At 58.4% G+C, this 19353-nt stretch carries 21 protein-coding genes and 1 pseudogene; 7 read left to right on the top strand and 15 right to left on the bottom strand.

Annotation, left to right across the window (positions count from 1 at the left end; genetic code table 11):
* Nucleotides 1-11: 11 nt before the first annotated feature.
* From PMI30_RS21905 to PMI30_RS21930, 6 genes are all read right to left on the bottom strand, one after another.
* Nucleotides 12-752, bottom strand: coding sequence for a hypothetical protein (locus PMI30_RS21905; RefSeq protein WP_008007613.1), 741 nt, complete (start codon nt 750-752; stop codon nt 12-14).
* Nucleotides 753-809: 57 nt separating this feature from the next.
* A complete protein-coding gene (locus PMI30_RS21910; RefSeq protein ID WP_003177257.1) occupies nt 810-1190 on the bottom strand; it encodes a RidA family protein in 381 nt (126 codons plus the stop codon).
* Between the two features lie 24 nt (nt 1191-1214).
* Complete coding sequence (gene spoT, locus PMI30_RS21915; RefSeq protein WP_007894658.1) at nt 1215-3320, bottom strand: bifunctional GTP diphosphokinase/guanosine-3',5'-bis pyrophosphate 3'-pyrophosphohydrolase; 2106 nt, start codon at nt 3318-3320, stop codon at nt 1215-1217.
* Nucleotides 3321-3377: 57 nt separating this feature from the next.
* Nucleotides 3378-3641 carry a DNA-directed RNA polymerase subunit omega gene (rpoZ, locus tag PMI30_RS21920; protein ID WP_007894670.1) on the bottom strand — a complete coding sequence of 88 codons (264 nt, stop codon included), beginning with the start codon at nt 3639-3641 and terminating at the stop codon, nt 3378-3380.
* Between the two features lie 167 nt (nt 3642-3808).
* A complete protein-coding gene (gene gmk, locus PMI30_RS21925; RefSeq protein WP_007894672.1) occupies nt 3809-4429 on the bottom strand; it encodes a guanylate kinase in 621 nt (206 codons plus the stop codon).
* 12 nt (nt 4430-4441) lie between these two features.
* A complete protein-coding gene (locus PMI30_RS21930) occupies nt 4442-5305 on the bottom strand; it encodes a YicC/YloC family endoribonuclease (protein ID WP_007894674.1) in 864 nt (287 codons plus the stop codon).
* Between the two features lie 268 nt (nt 5306-5573).
* On the opposite strand from PMI30_RS21930, the gene rph reads away from it, so the two are divergent.
* The 3 genes from rph to gltS all read left to right on the top strand — a co-directional run bounded on the left by rph (nt 5574) and on the right by gltS (nt 8359).
* On the top strand, nt 5574-6296 hold the full coding sequence (gene rph / locus PMI30_RS21935) for a ribonuclease PH (RefSeq protein ID WP_008007612.1): 723 nt from the start codon (nt 5574-5576) through the stop codon (nt 6294-6296).
* A 29-nt stretch (nt 6297-6325) separates the two neighbouring features.
* Nucleotides 6326-6694, top strand: coding sequence for a DUF4870 domain-containing protein (locus PMI30_RS21940; RefSeq protein WP_008007611.1), 369 nt, complete (start codon nt 6326-6328; stop codon nt 6692-6694).
* A 459-nt stretch (nt 6695-7153) separates the two neighbouring features.
* Nucleotides 7154-8359, top strand: coding sequence for a sodium/glutamate symporter (gene gltS / locus PMI30_RS21945; RefSeq protein ID WP_008007610.1), 1206 nt, complete (start codon nt 7154-7156; stop codon nt 8357-8359).
* An 86-nt stretch (nt 8360-8445) separates the two neighbouring features.
* On the opposite strand, the gene PMI30_RS21950 is transcribed toward gltS, so the two are convergent.
* On the bottom strand, nt 8446-9225 hold the full coding sequence (locus PMI30_RS21950; protein WP_007894678.1) for an exodeoxyribonuclease III: 780 nt from the start codon (nt 9223-9225) through the stop codon (nt 8446-8448).
* Nucleotides 9226-9307: 82 nt separating this feature from the next.
* On the opposite strand from PMI30_RS21950, the gene pyrE reads away from it, so the two are divergent.
* Nucleotides 9308-9952 (top strand): orotate phosphoribosyltransferase, encoded by a 645-nt coding sequence (gene pyrE / locus PMI30_RS21955; RefSeq protein ID WP_007894680.1) that lies wholly within the window; start codon nt 9308-9310, stop codon nt 9950-9952.
* A 119-nt stretch (nt 9953-10071) separates the two neighbouring features.
* Here the strand turns inward: pyrE and PMI30_RS21960 are convergent, their stop codons facing one another.
* The 7 genes and pseudogenes from PMI30_RS21960 to coaBC all read right to left on the bottom strand — a co-directional run bounded on the left by PMI30_RS21960 (nt 10072) and on the right by coaBC (nt 15814).
* Nucleotides 10072-10455 carry a hypothetical protein gene (locus tag PMI30_RS21960; RefSeq protein WP_008007608.1) on the bottom strand — a complete coding sequence of 128 codons (384 nt, stop codon included), beginning with the start codon at nt 10453-10455 and terminating at the stop codon, nt 10072-10074.
* A complete protein-coding gene (locus PMI30_RS21965) occupies nt 10442-11014 on the bottom strand; it encodes a hypothetical protein (protein WP_008007606.1) in 573 nt (190 codons plus the stop codon). Before PMI30_RS21965 ends, PMI30_RS21960 begins: the two co-directional genes overlap by 14 nt.
* A 17-nt stretch (nt 11015-11031) precedes the next feature.
* Nucleotides 11032-11292: a hypothetical protein gene (locus PMI30_RS21970; RefSeq protein WP_008007604.1), complete on the bottom strand. Its 261-nt coding sequence runs from the start codon at nt 11290-11292 to the stop codon at nt 11032-11034.
* A gap of 201 nt (nt 11293-11493) precedes the next feature.
* A complete protein-coding gene (gene argB / locus PMI30_RS21975; protein ID WP_008007602.1) occupies nt 11494-12399 on the bottom strand; it encodes an acetylglutamate kinase in 906 nt (301 codons plus the stop codon).
* A gap of 17 nt (nt 12400-12416) precedes the next feature.
* Nucleotides 12417-13793 (bottom strand): annotated as a pseudogene (locus tag PMI30_RS21980) (phosphomannomutase/phosphoglucomutase); the annotation flags it as partial.
* 351 nt (nt 13794-14144) lie between these two features.
* Nucleotides 14145-14600 carry a dUTP diphosphatase gene (gene dut, locus PMI30_RS21985; protein WP_007894692.1) on the bottom strand — a complete coding sequence of 152 codons (456 nt, stop codon included), beginning with the start codon at nt 14598-14600 and terminating at the stop codon, nt 14145-14147.
* Between the two features lie 5 nt (nt 14601-14605).
* Complete coding sequence (gene coaBC / locus PMI30_RS21990) at nt 14606-15814, bottom strand: bifunctional phosphopantothenoylcysteine decarboxylase/phosphopantothenate--cysteine ligase CoaBC (protein WP_007894693.1); 1209 nt, start codon at nt 15812-15814, stop codon at nt 14606-14608.
* A 135-nt stretch (nt 15815-15949) separates the two neighbouring features.
* Between coaBC and radC the strand changes: the two genes are divergently transcribed.
* Entirely contained in the window at nt 15950-16624 is a 675-nt protein-coding gene (radC, locus tag PMI30_RS21995) for a RadC family protein (RefSeq protein WP_008007598.1), read from the top strand.
* Between the two features lie 175 nt (nt 16625-16799).
* Here radC and PMI30_RS22000 read toward each other — a convergent pair whose 3' ends face one another.
* Entirely contained in the window at nt 16800-18386 is a 1587-nt protein-coding gene (locus PMI30_RS22000; protein ID WP_008007596.1) for an ABC transporter substrate-binding protein, read from the bottom strand.
* 444 nt (nt 18387-18830) lie between these two features.
* On the opposite strand from PMI30_RS22000, the gene rpmB reads away from it, so the two are divergent.
* Nucleotides 18831-19064, top strand: a complete 234-nt coding sequence (gene rpmB / locus PMI30_RS22005) for a 50S ribosomal protein L28 (RefSeq protein WP_007894701.1) — start codon at nt 18831-18833, stop codon at nt 19062-19064.
* A gap of 11 nt (nt 19065-19075) precedes the next feature.
* The gene (rpmG, locus tag PMI30_RS22010; protein ID WP_007894709.1) at nt 19076-19231 is read left to right on the top strand and encodes a 50S ribosomal protein L33; all 156 of its coding nucleotides are present in this window, start codon (nt 19076-19078) and stop codon (nt 19229-19231) included.
* Nucleotides 19232-19353: the final 122 nt, after the last annotated feature.

Genomic DNA, 19353 nt, shown 5'->3' with positions numbered 1-19353 from the left:
TCAGGGCCGGGTTACTGCTTCTTGAGCAACCATTTGCGCTCGCCGGGGGCAAACTGCGGCATCTCGTCCGCCAAGGCGGTGTTCACGGCCTGAAAGAGCTCCAGTTCCTTGCCTTTGCGGGCGAAGATCCAGGTATTGCCCTGGCCATTGAGTTGCAGCCAGATGTTGTCGTTACCGATGCTCATCGATGCGCAATCGCCGGTCAGGCACAGGGCGTAACGGTCGGCGCCGGGCAGGCCGGAGACTTGGCCATCGGCCTGAAACTGCACGGTGCCACCTTCGCCTGGGCCGTTGATGATTTTCCAGCTGCCGCCCATGTAGGCTGAGTACAGCGCACGCTCAAAGCTGGCACCGATCGGTGCCCCGTCCGGGACTGGGATCTGGGCGCGGTCGAAAAGCTGTTCTGGTTCGTTTTCGCTGGCGACTTGGTGCAGTTGCTTGCCATCACGCTTCAGCTCGCTGGCGGAGCTGCCATAAAAGTCGACTTTCCAGGCGCCGGACTCTTCGCCCAGCAGCTTGCCTTCGACATTTTCAAAACCATTGGTGTAGCGGGCCTGACCGGCTCTGGTGTTGACGTCCCATTCCAGGTTCGGGCCATAGGCCTGGAGCGCTTCCCGCAGGGGGGCGCCTTTGGATGCAGCATCGATCGCCGACTGATTGATCCAGGTGCCGCTGATATCACGGTCGGCAGGGTCGCTGGCACAACCGCCCAAGAGAAGGGCGACCAGCGAGAGAGCTAGCGCTTGGCGCATGGTGGAATCCTTTCAAAGCAAGATCGACGCAGCCTTTGGAAGGCTGCGCCGGACACATTACTCGATGACCAGAATGGCATCCATTTCAACCTGCGAACCCTTTGGCAGGGCTGCTACGCCGATGGCGGCGCGGGCTGGGTAAGGTTGGTCGAAGTACTTGCCCATGATCTCGTTGACCTTGGCGAAGTGGCTCAGGTCGGTGAGGAAGATGTTCAGTTTGACGATGTCCTTGAACGAACCACCGGCTGCTTCAGCCACGGCTTTGAGGTTCTCGAACACCTGGACGGTCTGGGCTTCGAAGCCTTCGACCAGTTCCATGGTTTTTGGGTCCAGAGGAATCTGACCCGACATGTAAACGGTGTTGCCAGCCTTGATCGCCTGGGAATAAGTACCGATGGCGGCCGGGGCCTTGTCGCTGTTGATAACGGTCTTGGTCATGTATGACTCCTTGTGAAGGGTGGGCTACGCGCGCATGCGGGTGATGCGAATCACCCCGGTCAAGGCACGCAGTTTCTTGATCACGCGGGCCAGGTGCACGCGGTCGTGCACGCTGACCACCAGTTGGACCACGCTGATACGACCGTCGCGTTCGTCCATGCTGATTTTTTCGATATTGCCGTCGGCCGCATTGACGCTGCTGGCCAGCAGGGCGATCAGGCCGCGCTGGTGTTCCAGTTCGACGCGCAGTTCGACATTGAATTCTCCGGTGACATCCTTGGCCCACGAGAGCTGGATGCATTTTTCCGGGTTGTGGCGGATTTCGCTGATGTTGCGGCAGTTGTCCAGGTGCACCACCATGCCTTTGCCCGCGGACAGGTGACCGACAATAGGGTCCCCCGGGATCGGCGTGCAGCACTTGGCGTAACTGAGCACCAGACCTTCGGTGCCGCGAATCGCCAGCGGACCTTCCGGGCTTGGCAGCTGCTCGCCTTCGCCAAGCAGGCGGCGGGCGACCACGTAAGCCATGCGATTGCCCAGGCCGATGTCTTCGAGCAGGTCTTCGATCAGTTCGAGGCGGTATTCGTGGAGCATCAACTGCACGCGCTCGGCCGGGATTTTTTCCAGGGAGCTGTCGAAACCGTTGAGTACTTTGTTCAGCAGGCGTTCGCCGAGACTGATGGACTCGGAACGGCGTTGCAGTTTCAGCGCATGACGGATGTGTGTGCGCGCCTTGCCGGTGACCACGAAGTTGAGCCATGCAGGGTTCGGCCGCGCGCCCGGGGCGCTGACGATCTCGACCGTGGAGCCGCTTTGCAGCGGTTCGGACAGCGGTGCGAGACGACGATTGATCCGGCAGGCAATGCAGCTGTTGCCGACGTCGGTGTGCACCGCGTAAGCGAAGTCGACCGCCGTGGAGCCTTTGGGCAGCTCCATGATCCGGCCTTTGGGCGTGAACACGTAGACCTCGTCCGGGAACAGGTCGATCTTCACGCTTTCGATGAATTCCAGCGAGTTGCCGGCCCGTTGCTGCATTTCCAGCACGCCTTTGACCCACTGGCGAGCGCGGGCGTGAGTGCCTTTGGGCTGCTCGTCGCCGCTGGATTTGTACAGCCAATGGGCGGCGATGCCGTTGTTGGCCATCTCTTCCATTTCACGGGTGCGGATCTGAATCTCGATCGGTACACCGTGCATGCCGAACAGCGTGGTGTGCAGCGACTGGTAGCCGTTGGCCTTGGGGATCGCGATGTAATCCTTGAAGCGACCCGGCAACGGTTTGTACAAATTATGTACAGCGCCTAGCACGCGGTAGCAGGTATCGACCTTGTCGACGATGATCCGGAACGCGTAGACGTCCATGATCTCGTTGAAGGCCCGACGCTTGCCGCGCATTTTCTTGTAGATGCCGTAGAGGTGTTTCTGGCGACCGCTGACCTCGCCCTGGATGCCGTCGATGGCCAGGCAGTGGCTGAGGGACTCTTCGATCTTGTTGACGATTTCCTTGCGGTTGCCCCGGGCGCGTTTGACCGCCTGGTTGATCCGCGCGGAACGCATCGGGTGCATGGCCTTGAAGCCGAGGTCTTCGAATTCTATGCGAATGGCGTGCATGCCCAGGCGGTTGGCGATGGGCGCATAGATTTCCAGGGTTTCCTTGGCGATCCGCCGGCGTTTTTCGCCGGACAGCACTTCCAGGGTGCGCATGTTGTGCAGGCGGTCGGCCAGCTTGACCAGGATCACGCGAATATCGCGCGCCATGGCCATGGCCATTTTCTGGAAGTTTTCGGCCTGGGCTTCGGCTTTGGTCTCGAAGTTCATCTGGGTCAGTTTGCTGACCCCGTCGACCAGTTCGGCCACGGTTTCGCCGAACTGCGCTTGCAGCGCTTCCTTGGCAATACCGGTGTCTTCGATCACGTCATGCAGCATGGCTGCCATCAGGCTCTGATGGTCCATATGCATGTCGGCAAGAATATTCGCAACCGCGAGTGGGTGCGTGACGTACGCCTCGCCGCTACGGCGGCGTTGGCCATCGTGGGCTTGTTCGGCGTAGAAGTACGCTCGGCGGACCAGATTGACCTGGTCCTTGCCGAGGTAGGTCGATAAGCGATCGGCGAGGGCGTCTATGCTCGGCATGATAATTCCTGCCGTTCGTTGTGACCCCGCGCCGTGCTACGTCGACCAGGCATGGACTTATACTGCCTCGTTGGACTCGTCCTCGAACGCTGCGAACAGCGGTTCGTCTTCGACGATTTCTGCGTTGGCGATGAACTCGTAGCTCATCAGGCCTTCGGCGATTTCACGCAGCGCTACAACAGTAGGCTTGTCGTTTTCCCACTGAACCAGGGGCTCTTTGCCGCCGGTGGCCAGTTGACGGGCACGCTTGGTGGACAGCATGACCAGTTCAAAACGGTTTTCCACGTGGTTCAGGCAGTCTTCAACGGTTACGCGGGCCATGGTATTCCTCGGAGCGAATGCAATATGCGCGCTGCCCGGGTGGGCGAGCGGACTCAACAGTTTAAAAAATCACCAGCGATTAGGGAAGCGCTGATTTTTTGACCAGACTCTTCAACGCGCTATAAGTGCCAATGTAAAGCCCTTGCAGCGGTTTTGGGAAGTGCTGTTTAGCCGAGCAATTCAGCCAAAAGTTTTCCGTTACGCTGCTGCTGACGCTTCTGATGCAGCTGATTGGCGCGGAAAATCGCCTGCAAATCGCGCAGCGCGTGGGCGAAATCGTCGTTGATGATCAGGTAGTCGTAGTCGACGTAGTGGCTCATTTCGCTGACGGCTTCACGCATCCGGCCTTCGATGACCTCGTTGCTGTCCTGGCCGCGATTGTTCAGGCGCTGACGCAAGGCTTCCAGGGACGGCGGCAGAATGAAGATCGAGCGGGCCTGGGGCATCAACTTGCGCACTTGTTCTGCACCCTGCCAGTCGATTTCCAGAATCAGGTCGTGGCCTTCGTCCAGGGTCTGCTGCAGGTGGCTTTGCGAGGTGCCATAGAGATTGCCGAACACTTCGGCGCGCTCGAGGAAATCCCCGTGCTCGATCATCTTCACGAACTCGCTGCGTTCGACGAAGTGATAGTTCACGCCGTTCACTTCACCGGGGCGCATGGCGCGGGTGGTGTGGGAGACCGAAACACGGATCTCCTGATCAGCGTCGGTCAGGGCCTTGACCAGGCTGCTCTTGCCCGCGCCCGAAGGGGCGGAAATGATGTACAGGGTGCCGGTGCTGTGGGTCATGTCGGGTTTGCCTTACTCAATATTCTGCACTTGTTCGCGCATCTGCTCGATCAACACTTTGAGGTTGACCGCCGCTTGGGTGCTGCGCGGATCGAAGGCTTTGGAGCCCAGTGTGTTGGCTTCGCGGTTGAGTTCCTGCATCAGGAAGTCCAGGCGCCGACCGGCAGCGCCGCCGGACTTGAGCACCCGGCGAACTTCGATGATGTGAGTGCTCAGGCGATCCAGTTCTTCGGCGACGTCGCTCTTTTGCGCGAGCATGACCATTTCCTGCTCCAGTCGCTGCGGGTCGAGGTCGGCCTTCATGTCGGTGAAGCGGTCGAGGACTTTCTGGCGTTGGGTGGCGAGCATCTGCGGGACCAGCTCACGCAGGATCACCACATCCCCTTCAATGGAGGTCAGGCGCTCGTTGATCAATCGCGCCAGCTCAGTGCCTTCGCGCTCGCGACCGGCCTTGAGTTCCTTCAGGCCCTGATGGAACAGCGCCAGGGCTTCGGCATTCAGCGCTTGCGGGTCGGCGGCATCAGCCACCAGTACGCCGGGCCAGGCCAGGACTTCCAGCGGGTTCAGTGCGGCCGGGTTCTTGATCAGGCTGGCGACCGTCTCGGCGGCAGCGACCAGTTGAGCAGCGCGTTCACGGTCCACTTGCAGCGGTTTGCCGGTGCTTTCTTCGGTAAAGCGCAGGGTGCATTCGAGCTTGCCCCGGGACAGTTCCTGGCGCAGGGCTTCGCGGACCGCGCCTTCGAGGTCGCGGAAAGATTCCGGCAGACGCAGGTGGGGTTCCAGGTAGCGGCTGTTGACCGAGCGCAATTCCCAGCTCAGGGTGCCCTGGACGCCGGCTTTCTCTACGCGGGCGAAGGCGGTCATGCTGTGCACCATGGAGGTACCTCGCAATGCAGGTCGGCGCGTAACCCATGGTTCGCGGACCCGCTATCTGTGAATTAAAGCCGACAGGCAGCAAAGGCGCAGGATTGTAGCGCAGTGGGGCGGATGCGCCCAAACACACGCTGTGACAAAGAGCTGCAGGCCGTCGGCTAAGCTCTATTCAGGGGCTTCAATCGTCGGGCGATTTTTTTAGAAGTGCCCACTGGCGGCCCACGGCTCTATAATGCTCGGCAGTTTTCCGTCCCCCGTACAGGTAATCCCTATGAAACGTCCAAGTGGTCGCGCTGCCGATCAGCTCCGCTCGATCCGCATTACCCGCAACTACACCAAACACGCCGAGGGTTCTGTACTGGTCGAGTTCGGTGATACCAAAGTCATCTGCACCGTCAGCGTCGAGAATGGCGTGCCGCGTTTCCTGAAAGGCCAGGGCCAGGGTTGGTTGACCGCCGAATACGGCATGCTGCCACGCGCCACTGGCGAACGTAACCAGCGTGAAGCGAGCCGCGGCAAGCAAGGCGGCCGTACGCTGGAAATCCAGCGTTTGATCGGCCGTTCCCTGCGCGCTGCGCTGGACATGACCAAGCTGGGCGACGTCACCCTGTACGTCGACTGCGACGTGATCCAGGCTGACGGCGGCACCCGCACCGCGTCCATCACCGGTGCCATGGTTGCACTGATCGACGCCTTGAAAGTGATCAAGAAGCGCGGCGGCCTGAAAGGTGGCGACCCGCTCAAGCAAATGATCGCTGCCGTTTCGGTGGGCATGTACCAGGGCGAGCCTGTGCTTGACCTCGACTACCTGGAAGATTCGGCTGCCGAGACTGACCTCAACGTAGTGATGACCAGCACTGGCGGTTTCATCGAAGTTCAGGGCACTGCCGAAGGCGCGCCGTTCCAGCCGGAAGAGCTGAACGCGATGCTGGCACTGGCGAAGAAAGGCATGATCGAGATTTTCGAATTGCAGAAGGCTGCACTGGCCGACTGATCGGAACTGCTCCACGCAAGGAGGACACCATGAGTGACGAGCAACTGCCGCTACCCACACCGACCCGAGAGGTTCGTCAGTGGGCGATGTTTTGTCACCTGTCCGCCTTGCTGGGGATCTGGCTGCCGTTCGGCACGCTGATCGGGCCGTTGATTCTCTGGCAGATGAAGCGCGAGTCAGACCCGTTCATCGACGCGCAAGGCAAGGAAGCATTGAACTTTCAGATCACTGTCGCCATTGCTTCCGCCATCTGCTTCCTGCTGATGGTGGTGATCATCGGGTTCTTCCTGTTTGGTCTGGTCGCGATCGGTGCGCTGGTGTTGACGATTATTGCCGGCGTGAAGGCCAATGAAGGGTTCCCTTACCGTTACCCGTTCACCTGGCGGTTGATCAAATAGCGATCAATGAGAATCTCCCTTGTGGAGCGAGGCTGCTCGCGAAGAGGCCTTCATATTCAACATCGATGTGACTGAAAGATCGCTTTCGCGAGCAGGCTCGCCCCCACATTGCAGTTTTAAAACAAATGCCCTGACTTGTCGGGGCATTGTTTTTTTGCAATTAAATAAATGTCTCAAGTCGTGTGTGGCGGTTGTCATTTTAGATAAATGCCAAGTCCCGCTAAAAGTTTGGTTAGCTATCTTACACTTCTAGTCACAACTGCCTCGCCTATCTGCTTGGCAATGAGACTTCGCGGTTGATAAGGTTGTCCCAAGTAATATTCTTTCAGAAATATTTCGATATATTCAGACCATTGAAGGTCCTTGAATTTAAAGCAAATCAGTGTTGAGAAGATCAGCCTGTTCAAGAGGCGTGTCCAGGTAAAAAGTTCGCCCCTGAATATATAAAAGAATAATCCAATGGTTCAGCTCGATTTTTATGGAACACTTGTGGCCGCCTCTTTAGTACTGTTATTGGGGCGCGGACTAGTCACCCGAATCGGTTTTTTACGCAACTACAATATCCCTGAGCCTGTAGCAGGCGGCCTGGTGGTGGCTCTGCTTCTCCTGGCTTTGCGGGGACTTGATATTGACGTCCGATTTAACACCTCACTGCAAACTCCCTTGATGTTGGCTTTTTTTGCCACTATCGGCTTGAGCGCAGACTTCGCCAGCCTGAAGAAAGGCGGGCGCGTAGTGGGGATCTTCCTACTGGCGGTCGTTACGCTTTTGGTGGTCCAGAATGCCATGGGCATCGCGCTTGCAAAAACCTTGGGGCTCGATCCCTTGATGGGCCTGCTGACAGGCTCGATTACCTTGGCGGGTGGTCATGGTACAGGCGCTGCGTGGGGAACGGTGTTCAGTGAGAAGTACGGTCTGGCTTCTGCCTCTGAGCTCGCGATAGCCTCTGCAACGTTTGGGCTGGTGCTGGGCGGCTTGATTGGTGGTCCGGTCGCTCGCCTGCTCATCAAACGTGTCCAGGTGCCTGGCCTTAAGCAAGAAAAGCCACAGCTGCCAAAGGGCTTTGAGCAACCGAACAAAGAGCGCTCGATCACGCCATTTTCGTTTATCGAGACGCTCGCTCTGATCGCGGTCAGCTTGCTGGTTGGTTCTCTCCTGAATGGTCTGCTCCAAGGAACTGCACTTGAGCTGCCGACGTTCGTTTGCGTCTTGTTCGTGGGTGTGATTTTACGGAACGGGCTTTCAGCGCTGGGCTTGTATCAGGTGTTTGAGCGTGAAGTTTCGGTGTTGGGGAATGTCAGCTTGTCGCTGTTTCTGGCGATCGCTCTGATGTCGCTCAAACTGTGGGATCTGGCAGCACTGGCTTTGCCGATCTTTATCATCCTGGCTGCGCAAGCGTTGGTCATGGCGCTGTTTGCGATTTTCGTGACATTCAGAATGATGGGCAGCAACTACGATGCGGCAGTTCTGGCGGCGGGGCACTGCGGTTTCGGACTAGGAGCAACGCCAACTGCCATCGCTAACATGCAAGCGGTGACACAGCGTTACGGACCTTCGCAGATAGCGTTTCTAGTGGTGCCAATGGTGGGTGCTTTCTTCATCGACATCATTAATGTCATCGTGATCAAGTTGTATCTGGCACTGCCGTTTTTCGCCGCAGTTTGAAGGTATAACGCAAAAGAAAAATGCCCGTATCTTTCGATACGGGCATTTTCGTCAACCGGTCAGCAGGTTTTCGTGTCAGCGAAAACCTAGATAGTCAGCGTCCAGTCGTAGTCCACGATCAGCGGTGCGTGCTGCGAGAACCGTGGCTGACGTGGCAGGCGTGCGCTACGTACGAAGCGGCGCAGGCCCGGGGTCAGCAACTGGTAGTCGAAACGCCAGCCCAGGTTGAGCATCTCGGCCTGTTCGTTGTCCGGCCACCAGCTGTACTGGTCGCCTTCACGGCTGACTTCGCGCAGGGCATCGACATAACCCATGTTGCCGACAATCTCGTCCATCCAGGCACGCTCAGGTGCCAGGAAGCCCGGGGATTGCTGGCTGTCGCGCCAGTTCTTGATATCCAGCTTCTGTTGCGCCACGTACAGCGAGCCACAGTAAATGTACTCGCGACGTTTGCGTCGCTGTTTATCCAGATAACGGGCGAAGTCGTCCATTAGCTTGAACTTCTGGTTCAAGTCTTCATCGCCGTTCTGCCCCGAAGGGAGCAGCAAGGTCGCGATGCTGACCTTGTCGTAATCGGCTTGCAGGTAACGCCCGTAGCGGTCGGCCGTCTCGAAGCCGAGACCGCTGATGACTGCCTTCGGTTGCAACCGCGAGTACAAAGCCACGCCACCTTGGGCGGGAACTTCAGCTTCGCAGGCATAAAGGAAGTAGCCATCCAGTTGGAAGGCTGGATCGTCCAGTTCAAAGGCGGAGGCGCGGGTGTCCTGCAGGCAGATGACGTCGGCATTCTGTGCTTGCAGCCAACTGAGCAAACCACGCTCGACTGCAGCCTGAATCCCATTGACGTTCACACTGATGATCCGCATAAGTGGCCCCAAAAATCGCGTGCGGGTATGATACACGGCGTCTACCTAATTAGCTAAATCCGTGGTATTTGGGGTTTTTTTCATGCAAGCGTATCAGCGCGACTTCATTCGTTTTGCCATTGATCGTGGCGTTTTGCGCTTCGGTGAGTTCACCCTGAAGTCCGGGCGCACCAGTCCTTACTTCTTCAATGCCGGCCTGTTCAACTCGGGTTCTGCCCTGGCGCAGCTGGGGCGTTTCTACGCGGCAGCCATCGTCGAGAGTGGTATTTCGTTCGATGTGCTGTTCGGCCCGGCCTACAAAGGCATCCCGTTGGCGGCGACTACCGCCGTGGCGCTGGCCGAACATCATGGCCGTGATCTGCCATGGTGCTTCAACCGCAAGGAAGCCAAGGCCCATGGCGAAGGCGGCAGCCTGGTCGGCGCGCCATTGACCGGCGACGTGCTGATCATCGACGACGTCATCACCGCAGGCACGGCGATTCGCGAGGTGATGCAGATCATCGCTTCCCAGGATGGCGCCAAGGCCGCGGGCGTATTGATCGCCCTGAACCGTCAGGAGCGTGGCAACGGCGAATTGTCGGCCATCCAGGAAGTGGAACGTGACTTCGGCATCCCGGTGATCAGCATTGTTTCGCTGAACCAGGTGCTCGAGTTCCTGGCGGATGATCCGCAGCTCAAGCAGCATTTGCCTGCCGTCGAAGCCTACCGCGCCCAATTCGGCGTCTGACGCCATCCCCTGTAGGAGCGAGGCTTGCCCGCGAAAGCGATTTAACAGCCAACATTCATGTTGGATGTGACGACCTCTTCGCGGGCAAGCCTCGCTCCTACAGGTTTTTGTTTGTGCCGTCAGAGCAGTCTTCGCCATTTTCCTATTAGTTTCAGCGTCAATCCCAAGTTGAACAGCGCAAACACCAGCAGCGCTACAACGACCATCACGTACAGCGTGCGATCTACGTCGAAATCCCACAGATCCAGCGTGCTTCCGCGCATGATCCGCACGGCGGCCGGCAGATTGACGTAAAACAGCGCCATGAAGGCGCAAGTCAGCGGCACGGCGCGGCCCAACAAAACGCTCACCACTTTCCCTTGGCTGCGTTTTCTGGCCAGCGGGCCTGGTTGTTTTTCGTCCAGCTCCAACGCTTCATGCAGCCTGGGCCATGCCAGATTGAACATGAAAGTGGTCAGGGTCAGCAGCAAGCCGCTGACCGCGACGATGTCACTGAACGGCATTCAGACCGAGCGTCTGGCACAGCAGGGCGTGAGAGTCTTCGCTGATCTCGAACTGCCCGGCGCTGCCTTTGCGCTTGGTGATGGGTTTGAAGGTCGGCTGGTTCTGGGTGATCAGCATGTTCAGTTCATCACGGATGACGTCAGAGCTGATCACCACCAGATAAACCGTTTGCGCGTGCTCTGCGGATTCGATCACGGCCCGCATGCTGTTCTGCAGGATTTCGTCGAGTTGATTGCGAAACCGCGAGACGGTGTTCTTCAGCAGGGTTTTGCTCTGGCTTTGGGTGAGTTGGAAGATCGTCGATATCTGCGATTCGGTTGGCAGGGTTTGCCCGAAATAGCTTTGAATCAGATACAGCAAACGATCCTGTTTCGCCTCGTCAGCTCGGCTCGGCATGCCGCCTTCGACCAGCATTTTCAGGTATTCGGTCAGACTCGCCTTGGCTATTCGCTGTAGGGCATGAGCGATTTCATGGTCGGAAATCCTCAGGGTCTTTTTGACCGGTTCCTTTTGTTCCAGGTCGAAGGCCTGGGCGTCGATCGTGAATGAGATCTGCATGGCTCAGTCCTCCAGGATTATTCTTTGCTGGTGCTGCTGAGCGTCTCGGCCTTTTTGATCCCGGCGGGTTTATCGGTTTTCTCCGGGTACGGATCAGCAACGGCATCGCCCTGGCCGGTAAGAATTTTCCAGCCATGACGGGTGTGTGGTGTTTTCCGGAGTTGCGGGCAAGGCGGCATCGAGGTCTTGGCCTGATTGGAGTACTCATGACCGCAATCGACGCAGGCATAGGTGCCAGGTGAAACATCGCTACCGTATGGGGCATAGTCTTTTTGCATGGGTAGATCTCCTGTGGGCTCAGGGAGGATCCTATGCAGATTGCTTACTTCACGATGTCAGACGTTTCGCTTAGTCAGGTCAGGTATTTCCTGCGCGCATAAAAAAGATCGCAGACTTCGTCAGCTCCTACAGGGTTTTCGTACATCCGAAAACCCACTGTCGTAGAAGCTGCCGAAGGCTGCGATCTTTTTAAGTTTGAATCAGTGACGCTTGCGATTGCTGATCAAAGTGCCCACACCGGTGTCGGTGAAGATTTCCAGCAGAATCGCGTTCGGCACTCGACCATCGATGATCAGCGAGCTGCCCACACCGCCTTGTACCGCTTCCAGCGCGCAACGAATCTTCGGCAGCATGCCGCCGTAGATAGTGCCGTCGGCGATCAGGTCGTCGACCTGTTGAGTCGTCAGGCCGGTCAGAACCGTGCCCGACTTGTCCATCAGGCCGGCGATGTTGGTCAGCAGCATCAGCTTTTCAGCCTTCAGCGCTTCGGCCACTTTACCGGCCACCAGATCGGCGTTGATGTTGTACGACTCGCCGTTGGCGCCGACGCCGATTGGCGCGATTACCGGGATGAAATCGCCTTTGACCAGCAGGTTCAGCAGGTCGGTGTTGATCCCGACCACTTCACCCACCTGGCCAATATCGATGATTTCCGGCTGGGTCATTTCCGGCGTCTGACGGGTAACGGTGAGCTTTTTCGCGCGAATCAGCTCGGCGTCTTTACCGGTCAGGCCGATGGCGCTGCCGCCATGGCGGTTGATCAGGTTGACGATGTCCTTGTTGACCTGGCCGCCGAGGACCATTTCCACCACGTCCATGGTCTGCGCGTCAGTCACGCGCATGCCATCGATGAAGTGGCTCTCGATCGACAGACGCTTGAGCAGGTCGCCGATTTGCGGACCGCCACCGTGAACCACCACCGGATTGATGCCGACGGCTTTCATCAGCACGATGTCGCGGGCGAAGCCGGTTTTCAGCTCCTCGCTTTCCATCGCGTTGCCGCCGTATTTGATCACCAGCGTCTTGCCGACATAGCGGCGAATGTAAGGCAGCGCTTCGGACAGGACCTTGGCGGTGTTGGCGGCGGCTTCGCGTTCGAGGGTCATTCAGGGCTCCGGGTGAATCAGAACGGTAGTTGGAGATCAGGTGCAACACGCTTTAACTGGACGTGGAAAACGTCCTTGATGCGCTGCAATTCAGCCTCGTCATCGGCCTCGAAGCGCAGCACCAGCACCGGTGTGGTGTTGGAGGCGCGAACCAGGCCCCAGCCTTTGGCATAGTCGACTCGCACGCCGTCAATGGTGGTCAGGTCGGCGCCTTCACCCCATTGCGCATCGTGCAATGCATCAATGATGCTGAATTTGCTCTCTTCGGTCACATGGATATTGATCTCTGGCGTAGAAATATCGTTCGGGAAGGTTGCAAACAACTCTTCCGCGGTGGATTTTTCCTTGCTGAGGATCTCCAGCAGCCGTGCGGCGGCGTAAATGCCATCGTCGAAACCGAACCAGCGTTCCTTGAAAAAGATATGCCCGCTCATTTCGCCGGCCAACAGGGCGCCGGATTGTTTCATTTTCTTTTTGATCAACGAATGACCAGTCTTCCACATCAGCGGCCGACCGCCATATTCCTTGATCAGCGGGATCAGGCGACGGGTGCATTTGACGTCGAAGATGATTTCCGCGTTCGGGTTGCGCGCCACGACGTCGCGGGCGAACAGCATCAACAGACGATCAGGGAAGACGATGCTGCCGGTGTTGGTGACAACGCCCACACGGTCGCCGTCGCCGTCGAAAGCCAGGCCCAGGTCGGCGTTGGTTTCCTTGACCTTGGCGATCAGGTCGACCAGGTTTTCAGGCTTGCCCGGGTCCGGGTGGTGATTCGGGAAGTTGCCATCGACTTCGCAGAACAGCGGGATGACTTCGCAGTTCAGGGCTTCGATCAGCTGCGGGGCGATTACGCCGGCCGCGCCGTTGCCGCAATCGACCACTACTTTCAGGCGGCGGGCCAGTTTGATGTCCTGGACGATTTCAGTGTTGTAGCGGTCGAGGATCTCGACCTTGGTGATGCTGCCCTTGCCGCTGCTCAGGTTGTTGGTCTTGAGGCGTTCGTGCAGGGCCTGGATCTGTTCGTTGGCCAGCGTGTCGCCGGCAATGACAATCTTGAAGCCATTGTAGTTCGACGGGTTGTGGCTGCCGGTGAGCATCACGCCGGATTTGCCGGCCAGTACGTTGGCGGCGTAGTACAGCGCAGGTGTCGGCACCAGGCCGACGTCGCTGACGTGGCAACCGCTGTCGGCCAGGCCCTGGATCAGTTGTTCGACCAGTTCCGGACCGGACAGGCGTCCGTCGCGGCCGACAGACACATTGGGTTCATTCTGAGCCAGGCTCTGGGAGCCGATGGCGCGACCAAGCCAATAAGCGGTTTCAGCGTTCAAGAATTCCGGGACGGTGCCGCGAATGTCGTAGGCGCGGAAGATGCTGTCGGGGAACTTGGGTGCGACTTGGGCTGGGGTGCTCATCTGTAGGAATGCTCCATCTCGAAAGTGGCTGGACCCGCCAGCGAAAAACTCGTTGGCAGGCTCAAACTGAAGGGTATGACGGCGTTTTCCACTGAGAGTTCGTGGTGTGAAAAGGCCATGCCATCAGCATCGGCGAGCAATTGGTCGTTCAATGCCTTGATTTTCAGTGGTAAACCTTCCAGATGACGACTGTGCAATTTGTGGTGAGAGAGCTAGCTCCCGCTTGAGTGCGTAGCACTCACAAAAATCGGTAATGACTCACAGAGTTTGGGGCCGCTTCGCTGCCCAACGGGGGCAAGCCCCCTCGCCACAGGGTTGCCATTTTTCGGATCAGTGGCTGCCGGAATGTCCAAAACCGCCAGTGCCGCGCTGGGTTTCGACGAACTCTTCAACCATTTCGAAGTGGGCTTGAACCACCGGTACCAGCACCAATTGGGCCAGGCGTTCGCCTACCACCATGTTGAAATCGGTCTGGCCACGGTTCCAGCACGACACCATCAGTGGGCCTTGGTAATCGGAGTCGATCAGGCCGACCAAGTTGCCCAGCACGATGCCGTGCTTATGGCCCAGGCCCGAGCGCGGCAGAATCAAAGCCGCCAGGCCCGGATCGCCGATGTACACCGACAGGCCGGTAGGGATCAGCAGGGTTTCGCCCGGCTTGATGACGGTGTCTTTTTCCAACATGGCGCGCAGGTCGAGGCCGGCGGAGCCCGGCGTGGCGTACTGCGGTAGCGGGAATTCGGTACCGATGCGGGGGTCGAGGATCTTGGCTTGCAAAGCGTGCATGTAAATTAAACCTGGTTCAGACGTTCGGCGATAAAAGTGATCAGCTGGCGAGCGATTTTGCTCTTGCTGGTCTGGGCGAAGAGTGTGGCGTGCAGCTCACGGTCGATCACGCTGCAGGCGTTTTCTTCGCTGTTGAAGCCAATACTCGGGTTCGCGACGTCATTGGCGACGATCAGATCGAGGTTCTTGTCTTTCAACTTGCGGGCAGCGTAATCGAGCAGATGTTCGGTTTCGGCGGCGAAGCCGACACTGAACGGACGATCTGGACGGGTGGCGATGGTGGCCAGGATGTCTGGATTACGCACCATCTGTAGCAACAAGCCGTCGCCGTTCGTAGGGTCTTTCTTGAGTTTCTGTGGGGCGACGACTTCCGGGCGGTAGTCCGCGACCGCAGCAGAGGCGATGAACAGGTCGCAAGGGATCGCCGCTTCGCAGGCAGCGAGCATGTCGCGGGCACTGACCACGTCGATGCGCGTGACGCGATCCGGGGTCGGCAGGTGCACCGGACCGGTGATCAACGTCACGCGGGCGCCGGCTTCCACCGCGGCTTCGGCCAGGGCAAAGCCCATTTTTCCGGAGCTGTGGTTGGTGATGTAGCGCACCGGGTCGATGTTTTCCTGGGTCGGGCCGGCGGTGATCAGCACGTGTTTGCCAGTCAGCGCCTGGCGCTGGAAGCAGTCTGCCGCGCACTGGGCGAGGTCGGTGGCTTCGAGCATGCGGCCCATGCCGACGTCGCCACAGGCCTGGCTGCCGGAGGCTGGGCCGAAGACCTTGAGGTCACGGCTTTCGAGGGTTTGCAGGTTGGCCTGGGTCGCCGGGTCGCGCCACATGGCCTGGTTCATCGCCGGGGCAACCGCGACCACCGCGTCGGTGGCCAGCACCAGCGTGGTCAGCAGGTCGTCGGCAATGCCTTGGGCCAGACGGGCGATCAGGTCCGCGGTGGCGGGAGCGATCAGCACCAGGTCGGCCCATTTGGCCAGCTCGATGTGGCCCATGGCGGCTTCGGCCGCCGGGTCCAGTAAATCGAGATGGACCGGATGCCCGGACAAGGCCTGCATGGTCAACGGGGTAATGAATTCGCTGCCGCCACGGGTCATGACCACGCGCACTTCGGCGCCCTGATCGATCAGGCGGCGAACCAGCTCGGCGCTCTTGTAGGCAGCAATGCCGCCGCCGACGCCCAGAACGATGCGTTTCCGATACAGCCGCTGCATAGGTCTGCCTTTCATTTCGTTAATGACTGCTTGGCGATACCCCCTCCCCAGGGATGAATTCGCCAGCAAAAAAGATGGGCTACGATATCACAGCGACCGCTATGGAACAGCGGCGCCCACAGACATGGAGGTGTTATGAGTATTCGCGATTGGCCGGTGGCCGAGCGACCGCGGGAGAGGTTACTGGAGTTAGGCTCGGGGAGTCTTTCGGACGCTGAACTGCTGGCGATTTTTTTACGTACCGGCGTATCCGGCAAAAGCGCGGTGGATCTGGCGCGACACCTGTTGAATCAGTTTGGCAGCCTGCGTTCGCTGCTTGAGGCGGATCAACAAACATTCAGCAAACAGTTAGGGCTCGGGCCCGCGAAATTCGCTCAGTTGCAGGCGGCGCAGGAAATGGGCCGACGGCATTTGGCCGAACGCTCGCGCCACAAGTCGGCGCTGGAAAATCCGCAAGCTGTTCGTGATTATCTGAAGTCGATGCTCCGCCATGAGCCCCACGAGGTGTTTGGCTGCCTGTTTCTGGACTCCAAACACCGGGTATTGGCGTTCGAAGCGCTGTTTCGCGGCTCCATCGACAACACCAGCGTCTATCCACGGCAGGTGGTAAAACGCGCTCTGGCCCATAACGCCGCAGCGCTGATTCTGTGCCACAACCATCCGTCGGGTAACTCCGACCCCAGTCAGGCCGACCGAATGCTGACCAAGCGTCTGCAAGAGGCGTTGGACTTGATCGATGTGCGGGTGCTCGACCATTTCATCGTCGGTGACGGCGATCCGCTGTCCATGGCCGAGTATGGGTGGATGTAGAGGACCAAGAACCCCTGTGGGAGTGGGTCTGTGGCGAGGGGGCTTGCCCCCGTTTGAGTGCGAAGCACTCACAAAATCTTTGGTGCATCAGAGATTTTGGGGCTGCTTCGCAACCCAACGGGGGCAAGCCCCCTCGCCACAAGCCCGCTCCCACAGGGTTTTGTGGCGGGTCGGATTACTTCAGGTTGACCTTCGAGTAGTCCTGTCGGCCGAACGGACTGACCTGATAGCCCTGAACATCCTTGCGCGTCAACGCAAACGCAGTCGGATGCGCCAGCGGCAGCCACAACGCCTGTTGCTGGATCTGCGCCTGGGCCTGTTCGTAGAGCTTGGTGCGTACACCTTGCTCGCCAGTGGTCTTGCCGGCGCTGATCAGCTTGTCCAGATCCTGGTTGCAGTAGCGGGCGAAGTTGGTGCCGGATTTGACTCCCGCGCAGGAAAACTGCGGCGTGAGGAAGTTGTCCGGGTCACCGTTGTCGCCGGCCCAGCCCATGAACAACAGGTCGTGCTCGCCGGCCTTGGCGCGGCGAATCAGCTCGCCCCATTCGATCACGCGAATTTCGGCTTGAATGCCGATTTCCGCGAGGTCGGACTGCAGCAATTGCGCACCGAGGCTCGGGTTCGGGTTCAGTAAACTGCCGGAAGGGCGGGTCCAGATGGTGGTCTGGAAACCGTCCTTGAGTCCGGCCTTGGCCATCAATGCCTTGGCCTTTGCCACGTCGTGCGGATAGCCCGGCAAGCCTTTGGCGTAGCTCCAAGTGTTCGGCGGGTAAGGGCCATTGGCAGCTTCGGCGGTGTCTTCAAACACGGCTTTGAGGTAGTTGGCCTTGTCGAACGCCAGGTTGATTGCCTGACGCACTTCAGGTTTGTCCAGCGGCGGATGCTGGCTGTTAATGCCGACGAATGCGGTCATGAAGGCGTCAGTCTTTTCCACCTTCAGGGTCGGTTCCTGCTTCGCAGCCTGTACGTCCAGCGGTTTGGGCGACAGGGCGATCTGGCACTCGTTGCGGCGCAATTTCTGCAAGCGCACGTTGGCGTCCGGGGTGATGGCGAAGATCAACGGGTCTACCGATGGCTTGCCGCGGAAGTACTCACTGTTGGCCTTGTAGCGAATCGAGGCATCTTTCTGGAAGCGCGTGAAGACAAATGGGCCGCTGCCGATCGGCTGGCTGTTGAGCTTTTCCGGAGTGCCGGCCTTCATGAGTTGGTCGGCGTATTCGGCCGAATAGATCGAGGCGAAACCCATGCTCAGGGTGGGCAGGAAAGTCGAGTCCGGGTGATCGAGGGTGAAGCGGATGGTCAGCGGGTCCAATGCGTCGATCTTCTTGATCAGCGCCGGTAACTGCATCGACTGGGCGTGCGGGAAACCGCTCTGGGCGACTTTGTGCCACGGGTTCGCCGGGTCAAGCATGCGGTCAAAGCTGAACTTCACGTCTTCGGCGGTCAGGTCACGCGTCGGGTTGAAGTATTCGGTACGGTGAAATTTCACCTGCGGGTGCAATTTGAAGACGTAGGTCAGGCCGTCGGGGGTGACTTCCCAGCTGTCCGCCAGGCTGGCGACCACTTTGCCGCTGGCCGTGTCGAAGTCCACCAGGCGGTCCATCAGCACGTCGGCCGAGGCGTTGGTGGTGGTCAGCGAGTTGTATTGCACCACATCGAACCCTTCCGGGCTGGCTTCGGTGCAGACGCTCAGGGCGGCAGCCATAGCCTGTGGGCTCAGTAGAAGCGGGGCGAGCAGCAGCGGTAGGGCAGCGAGGCGCATGGTCGGATTCCTTTACAGATCGAAGGCCCATCTGCAAGTGCAGTCTGGAAAAGTCTTACCCTAGTGGGCTCTTTTGCAAATGACTATCCCCTTTTTCATTTTAAGGTGACTATGTGCGCTGGTTTCGGTGATGCGGACCGAGGAAAACCCGGAATCGGTCGGTTGGCCGATTCTCTGCGACGAGCGGTCTTAATCGACGACAGCCTTTATCCAAGGCGCCCGGTGGCCGAAAAATGGGGAATTTATCAAGTCCGCGCACACGGAATGTTGTTGCTCTCCAGTCTTTCTGGTATAAAGCAGCGCTCTTTTCTAGGGGCCCGGTTCCTTCACTGTAGGTGTAGCCGGTAAGACCTCTAAAGAAACGCGGCGCCTGGCGCCAAATGACTGAGAGATTAAGCGGCCAACCCATGCCGGGTTGGGCATGTGGTTTTAGAGGGCTGAGGCATGTCGAGAGTATGTCAAGTTACCGGTAAGGGTCCGGTGACTGGGAATAACATTTCCCACGCAAACAACAAAACCCGTCGTCGTTTCCTGCCGAACCTGCAGCATCACCGCTTCTGGGTTGAAGAAGAGAAACGTTTCGTGCGTCTGCGCGTATCTGCCAAAGGCATGCGTATCATCGACAAGCGTGGCATTACTGTCGTGCTGGCCGAAATCCGCAAAGCTGGCAAGATCTAAGGGAGCTAATCATGCGTGAATTGATTCGTTTGATTTCGAGCGCCGGTACTGGTCACTTCTACACTACCGACAAGAACAAGCGCACTACTCCGGACAAAATCGAGATCAAGAAATTTGATCCGGTTGTTCGCAAGCACGTGATCTACAAAGAAGGCAAAATCAAGTAATTGATTTTTCCCTCTTACGAAAAAGGCCCGTATCGCGAGATACGGGCCTTTTTTGTGCCTGTCTATTTTGTATTGCCTGGACCGGCCCCTTCGCGAGCAAGCCCGCGATGAGGCCGGCCCAA

This window comes from Pseudomonas sp. GM50 (genome assembly GCF_000282375.1).
Lineage (GTDB): Bacteria > Pseudomonadota > Gammaproteobacteria > Pseudomonadales > Pseudomonadaceae > Aquipseudomonas.
Note: the sequence above shows the minus strand (reverse complement) of the source record. Positions and strands in the feature narration are given on the sequence as shown.

What these genes read in the sequence shown, in the direction of transcription:
- PMI30_RS21905 (WP_008007613.1), bottom strand. Translation starts at nt 752, where the DNA reads ATGCGCCAAGCGCTAGCTCTCTCGCTGGTCGCCCTTCTCTTGGGCGGT.
- rpmB (WP_007894701.1), top strand. Translation starts at nt 18,831, where the DNA reads ATGTCGAGAGTATGTCAAGTTACCGGTAAGGGTCCGGTGACTGGGAAT.
- PMI30_RS21965 (WP_008007606.1), bottom strand. Translation starts at nt 11,014, where the DNA reads ATGCAGATCTCATTCACGATCGACGCCCAGGCCTTCGACCTGGAACAA.
- rpoZ (WP_007894670.1), bottom strand. Translation starts at nt 3,641, where the DNA reads ATGGCCCGCGTAACCGTTGAAGACTGCCTGAACCACGTGGAAAACCGT.
- dut (WP_007894692.1), bottom strand. Translation starts at nt 14,600, where the DNA reads ATGCACGCTTTGCAAGCCAAGATCCTCGACCCCCGCATCGGTACCGAA.
- gltS (WP_008007610.1), top strand. Translation starts at nt 7,154, where the DNA reads ATGGTTCAGCTCGATTTTTATGGAACACTTGTGGCCGCCTCTTTAGTA.
- pyrE (WP_007894680.1), top strand. Translation starts at nt 9,308, where the DNA reads ATGCAAGCGTATCAGCGCGACTTCATTCGTTTTGCCATTGATCGTGGC.
- PMI30_RS21940 (WP_008007611.1), top strand. Translation starts at nt 6,326, where the DNA reads ATGAGTGACGAGCAACTGCCGCTACCCACACCGACCCGAGAGGTTCGT.
- PMI30_RS21970 (WP_008007604.1), bottom strand. Translation starts at nt 11,292, where the DNA reads ATGCAAAAAGACTATGCCCCATACGGTAGCGATGTTTCACCTGGCACC.
- spoT (WP_007894658.1), bottom strand. Translation starts at nt 3,320, where the DNA reads ATGCCGAGCATAGACGCCCTCGCCGATCGCTTATCGACCTACCTCGGC.
- argB (WP_008007602.1), bottom strand. Translation starts at nt 12,399, where the DNA reads ATGACCCTCGAACGCGAAGCCGCCGCCAACACCGCCAAGGTCCTGTCC.
- PMI30_RS21960 (WP_008007608.1), bottom strand. Translation starts at nt 10,455, where the DNA reads ATGCCGTTCAGTGACATCGTCGCGGTCAGCGGCTTGCTGCTGACCCTG.
- PMI30_RS21910 (WP_003177257.1), bottom strand. Translation starts at nt 1,190, where the DNA reads ATGACCAAGACCGTTATCAACAGCGACAAGGCCCCGGCCGCCATCGGT.
- PMI30_RS21950 (WP_007894678.1), bottom strand. Translation starts at nt 9,225, where the DNA reads ATGCGGATCATCAGTGTGAACGTCAATGGGATTCAGGCTGCAGTCGAG.
- PMI30_RS22000 (WP_008007596.1), bottom strand. Translation starts at nt 18,386, where the DNA reads ATGCGCCTCGCTGCCCTACCGCTGCTGCTCGCCCCGCTTCTACTGAGC.
- gmk (WP_007894672.1), bottom strand. Translation starts at nt 4,429, where the DNA reads ATGACCCACAGCACCGGCACCCTGTACATCATTTCCGCCCCTTCGGGC.
- PMI30_RS21930 (WP_007894674.1), bottom strand. Translation starts at nt 5,305, where the DNA reads ATGGTGCACAGCATGACCGCCTTCGCCCGCGTAGAGAAAGCCGGCGTC.
- rpmG (WP_007894709.1), top strand. Translation starts at nt 19,076, where the DNA reads ATGCGTGAATTGATTCGTTTGATTTCGAGCGCCGGTACTGGTCACTTC.
- rph (WP_008007612.1), top strand. Translation starts at nt 5,574, where the DNA reads ATGAAACGTCCAAGTGGTCGCGCTGCCGATCAGCTCCGCTCGATCCGC.
- coaBC (WP_007894693.1), bottom strand. Translation starts at nt 15,814, where the DNA reads ATGCAGCGGCTGTATCGGAAACGCATCGTTCTGGGCGTCGGCGGCGGC.
- radC (WP_008007598.1), top strand. Translation starts at nt 15,950, where the DNA reads ATGAGTATTCGCGATTGGCCGGTGGCCGAGCGACCGCGGGAGAGGTTA.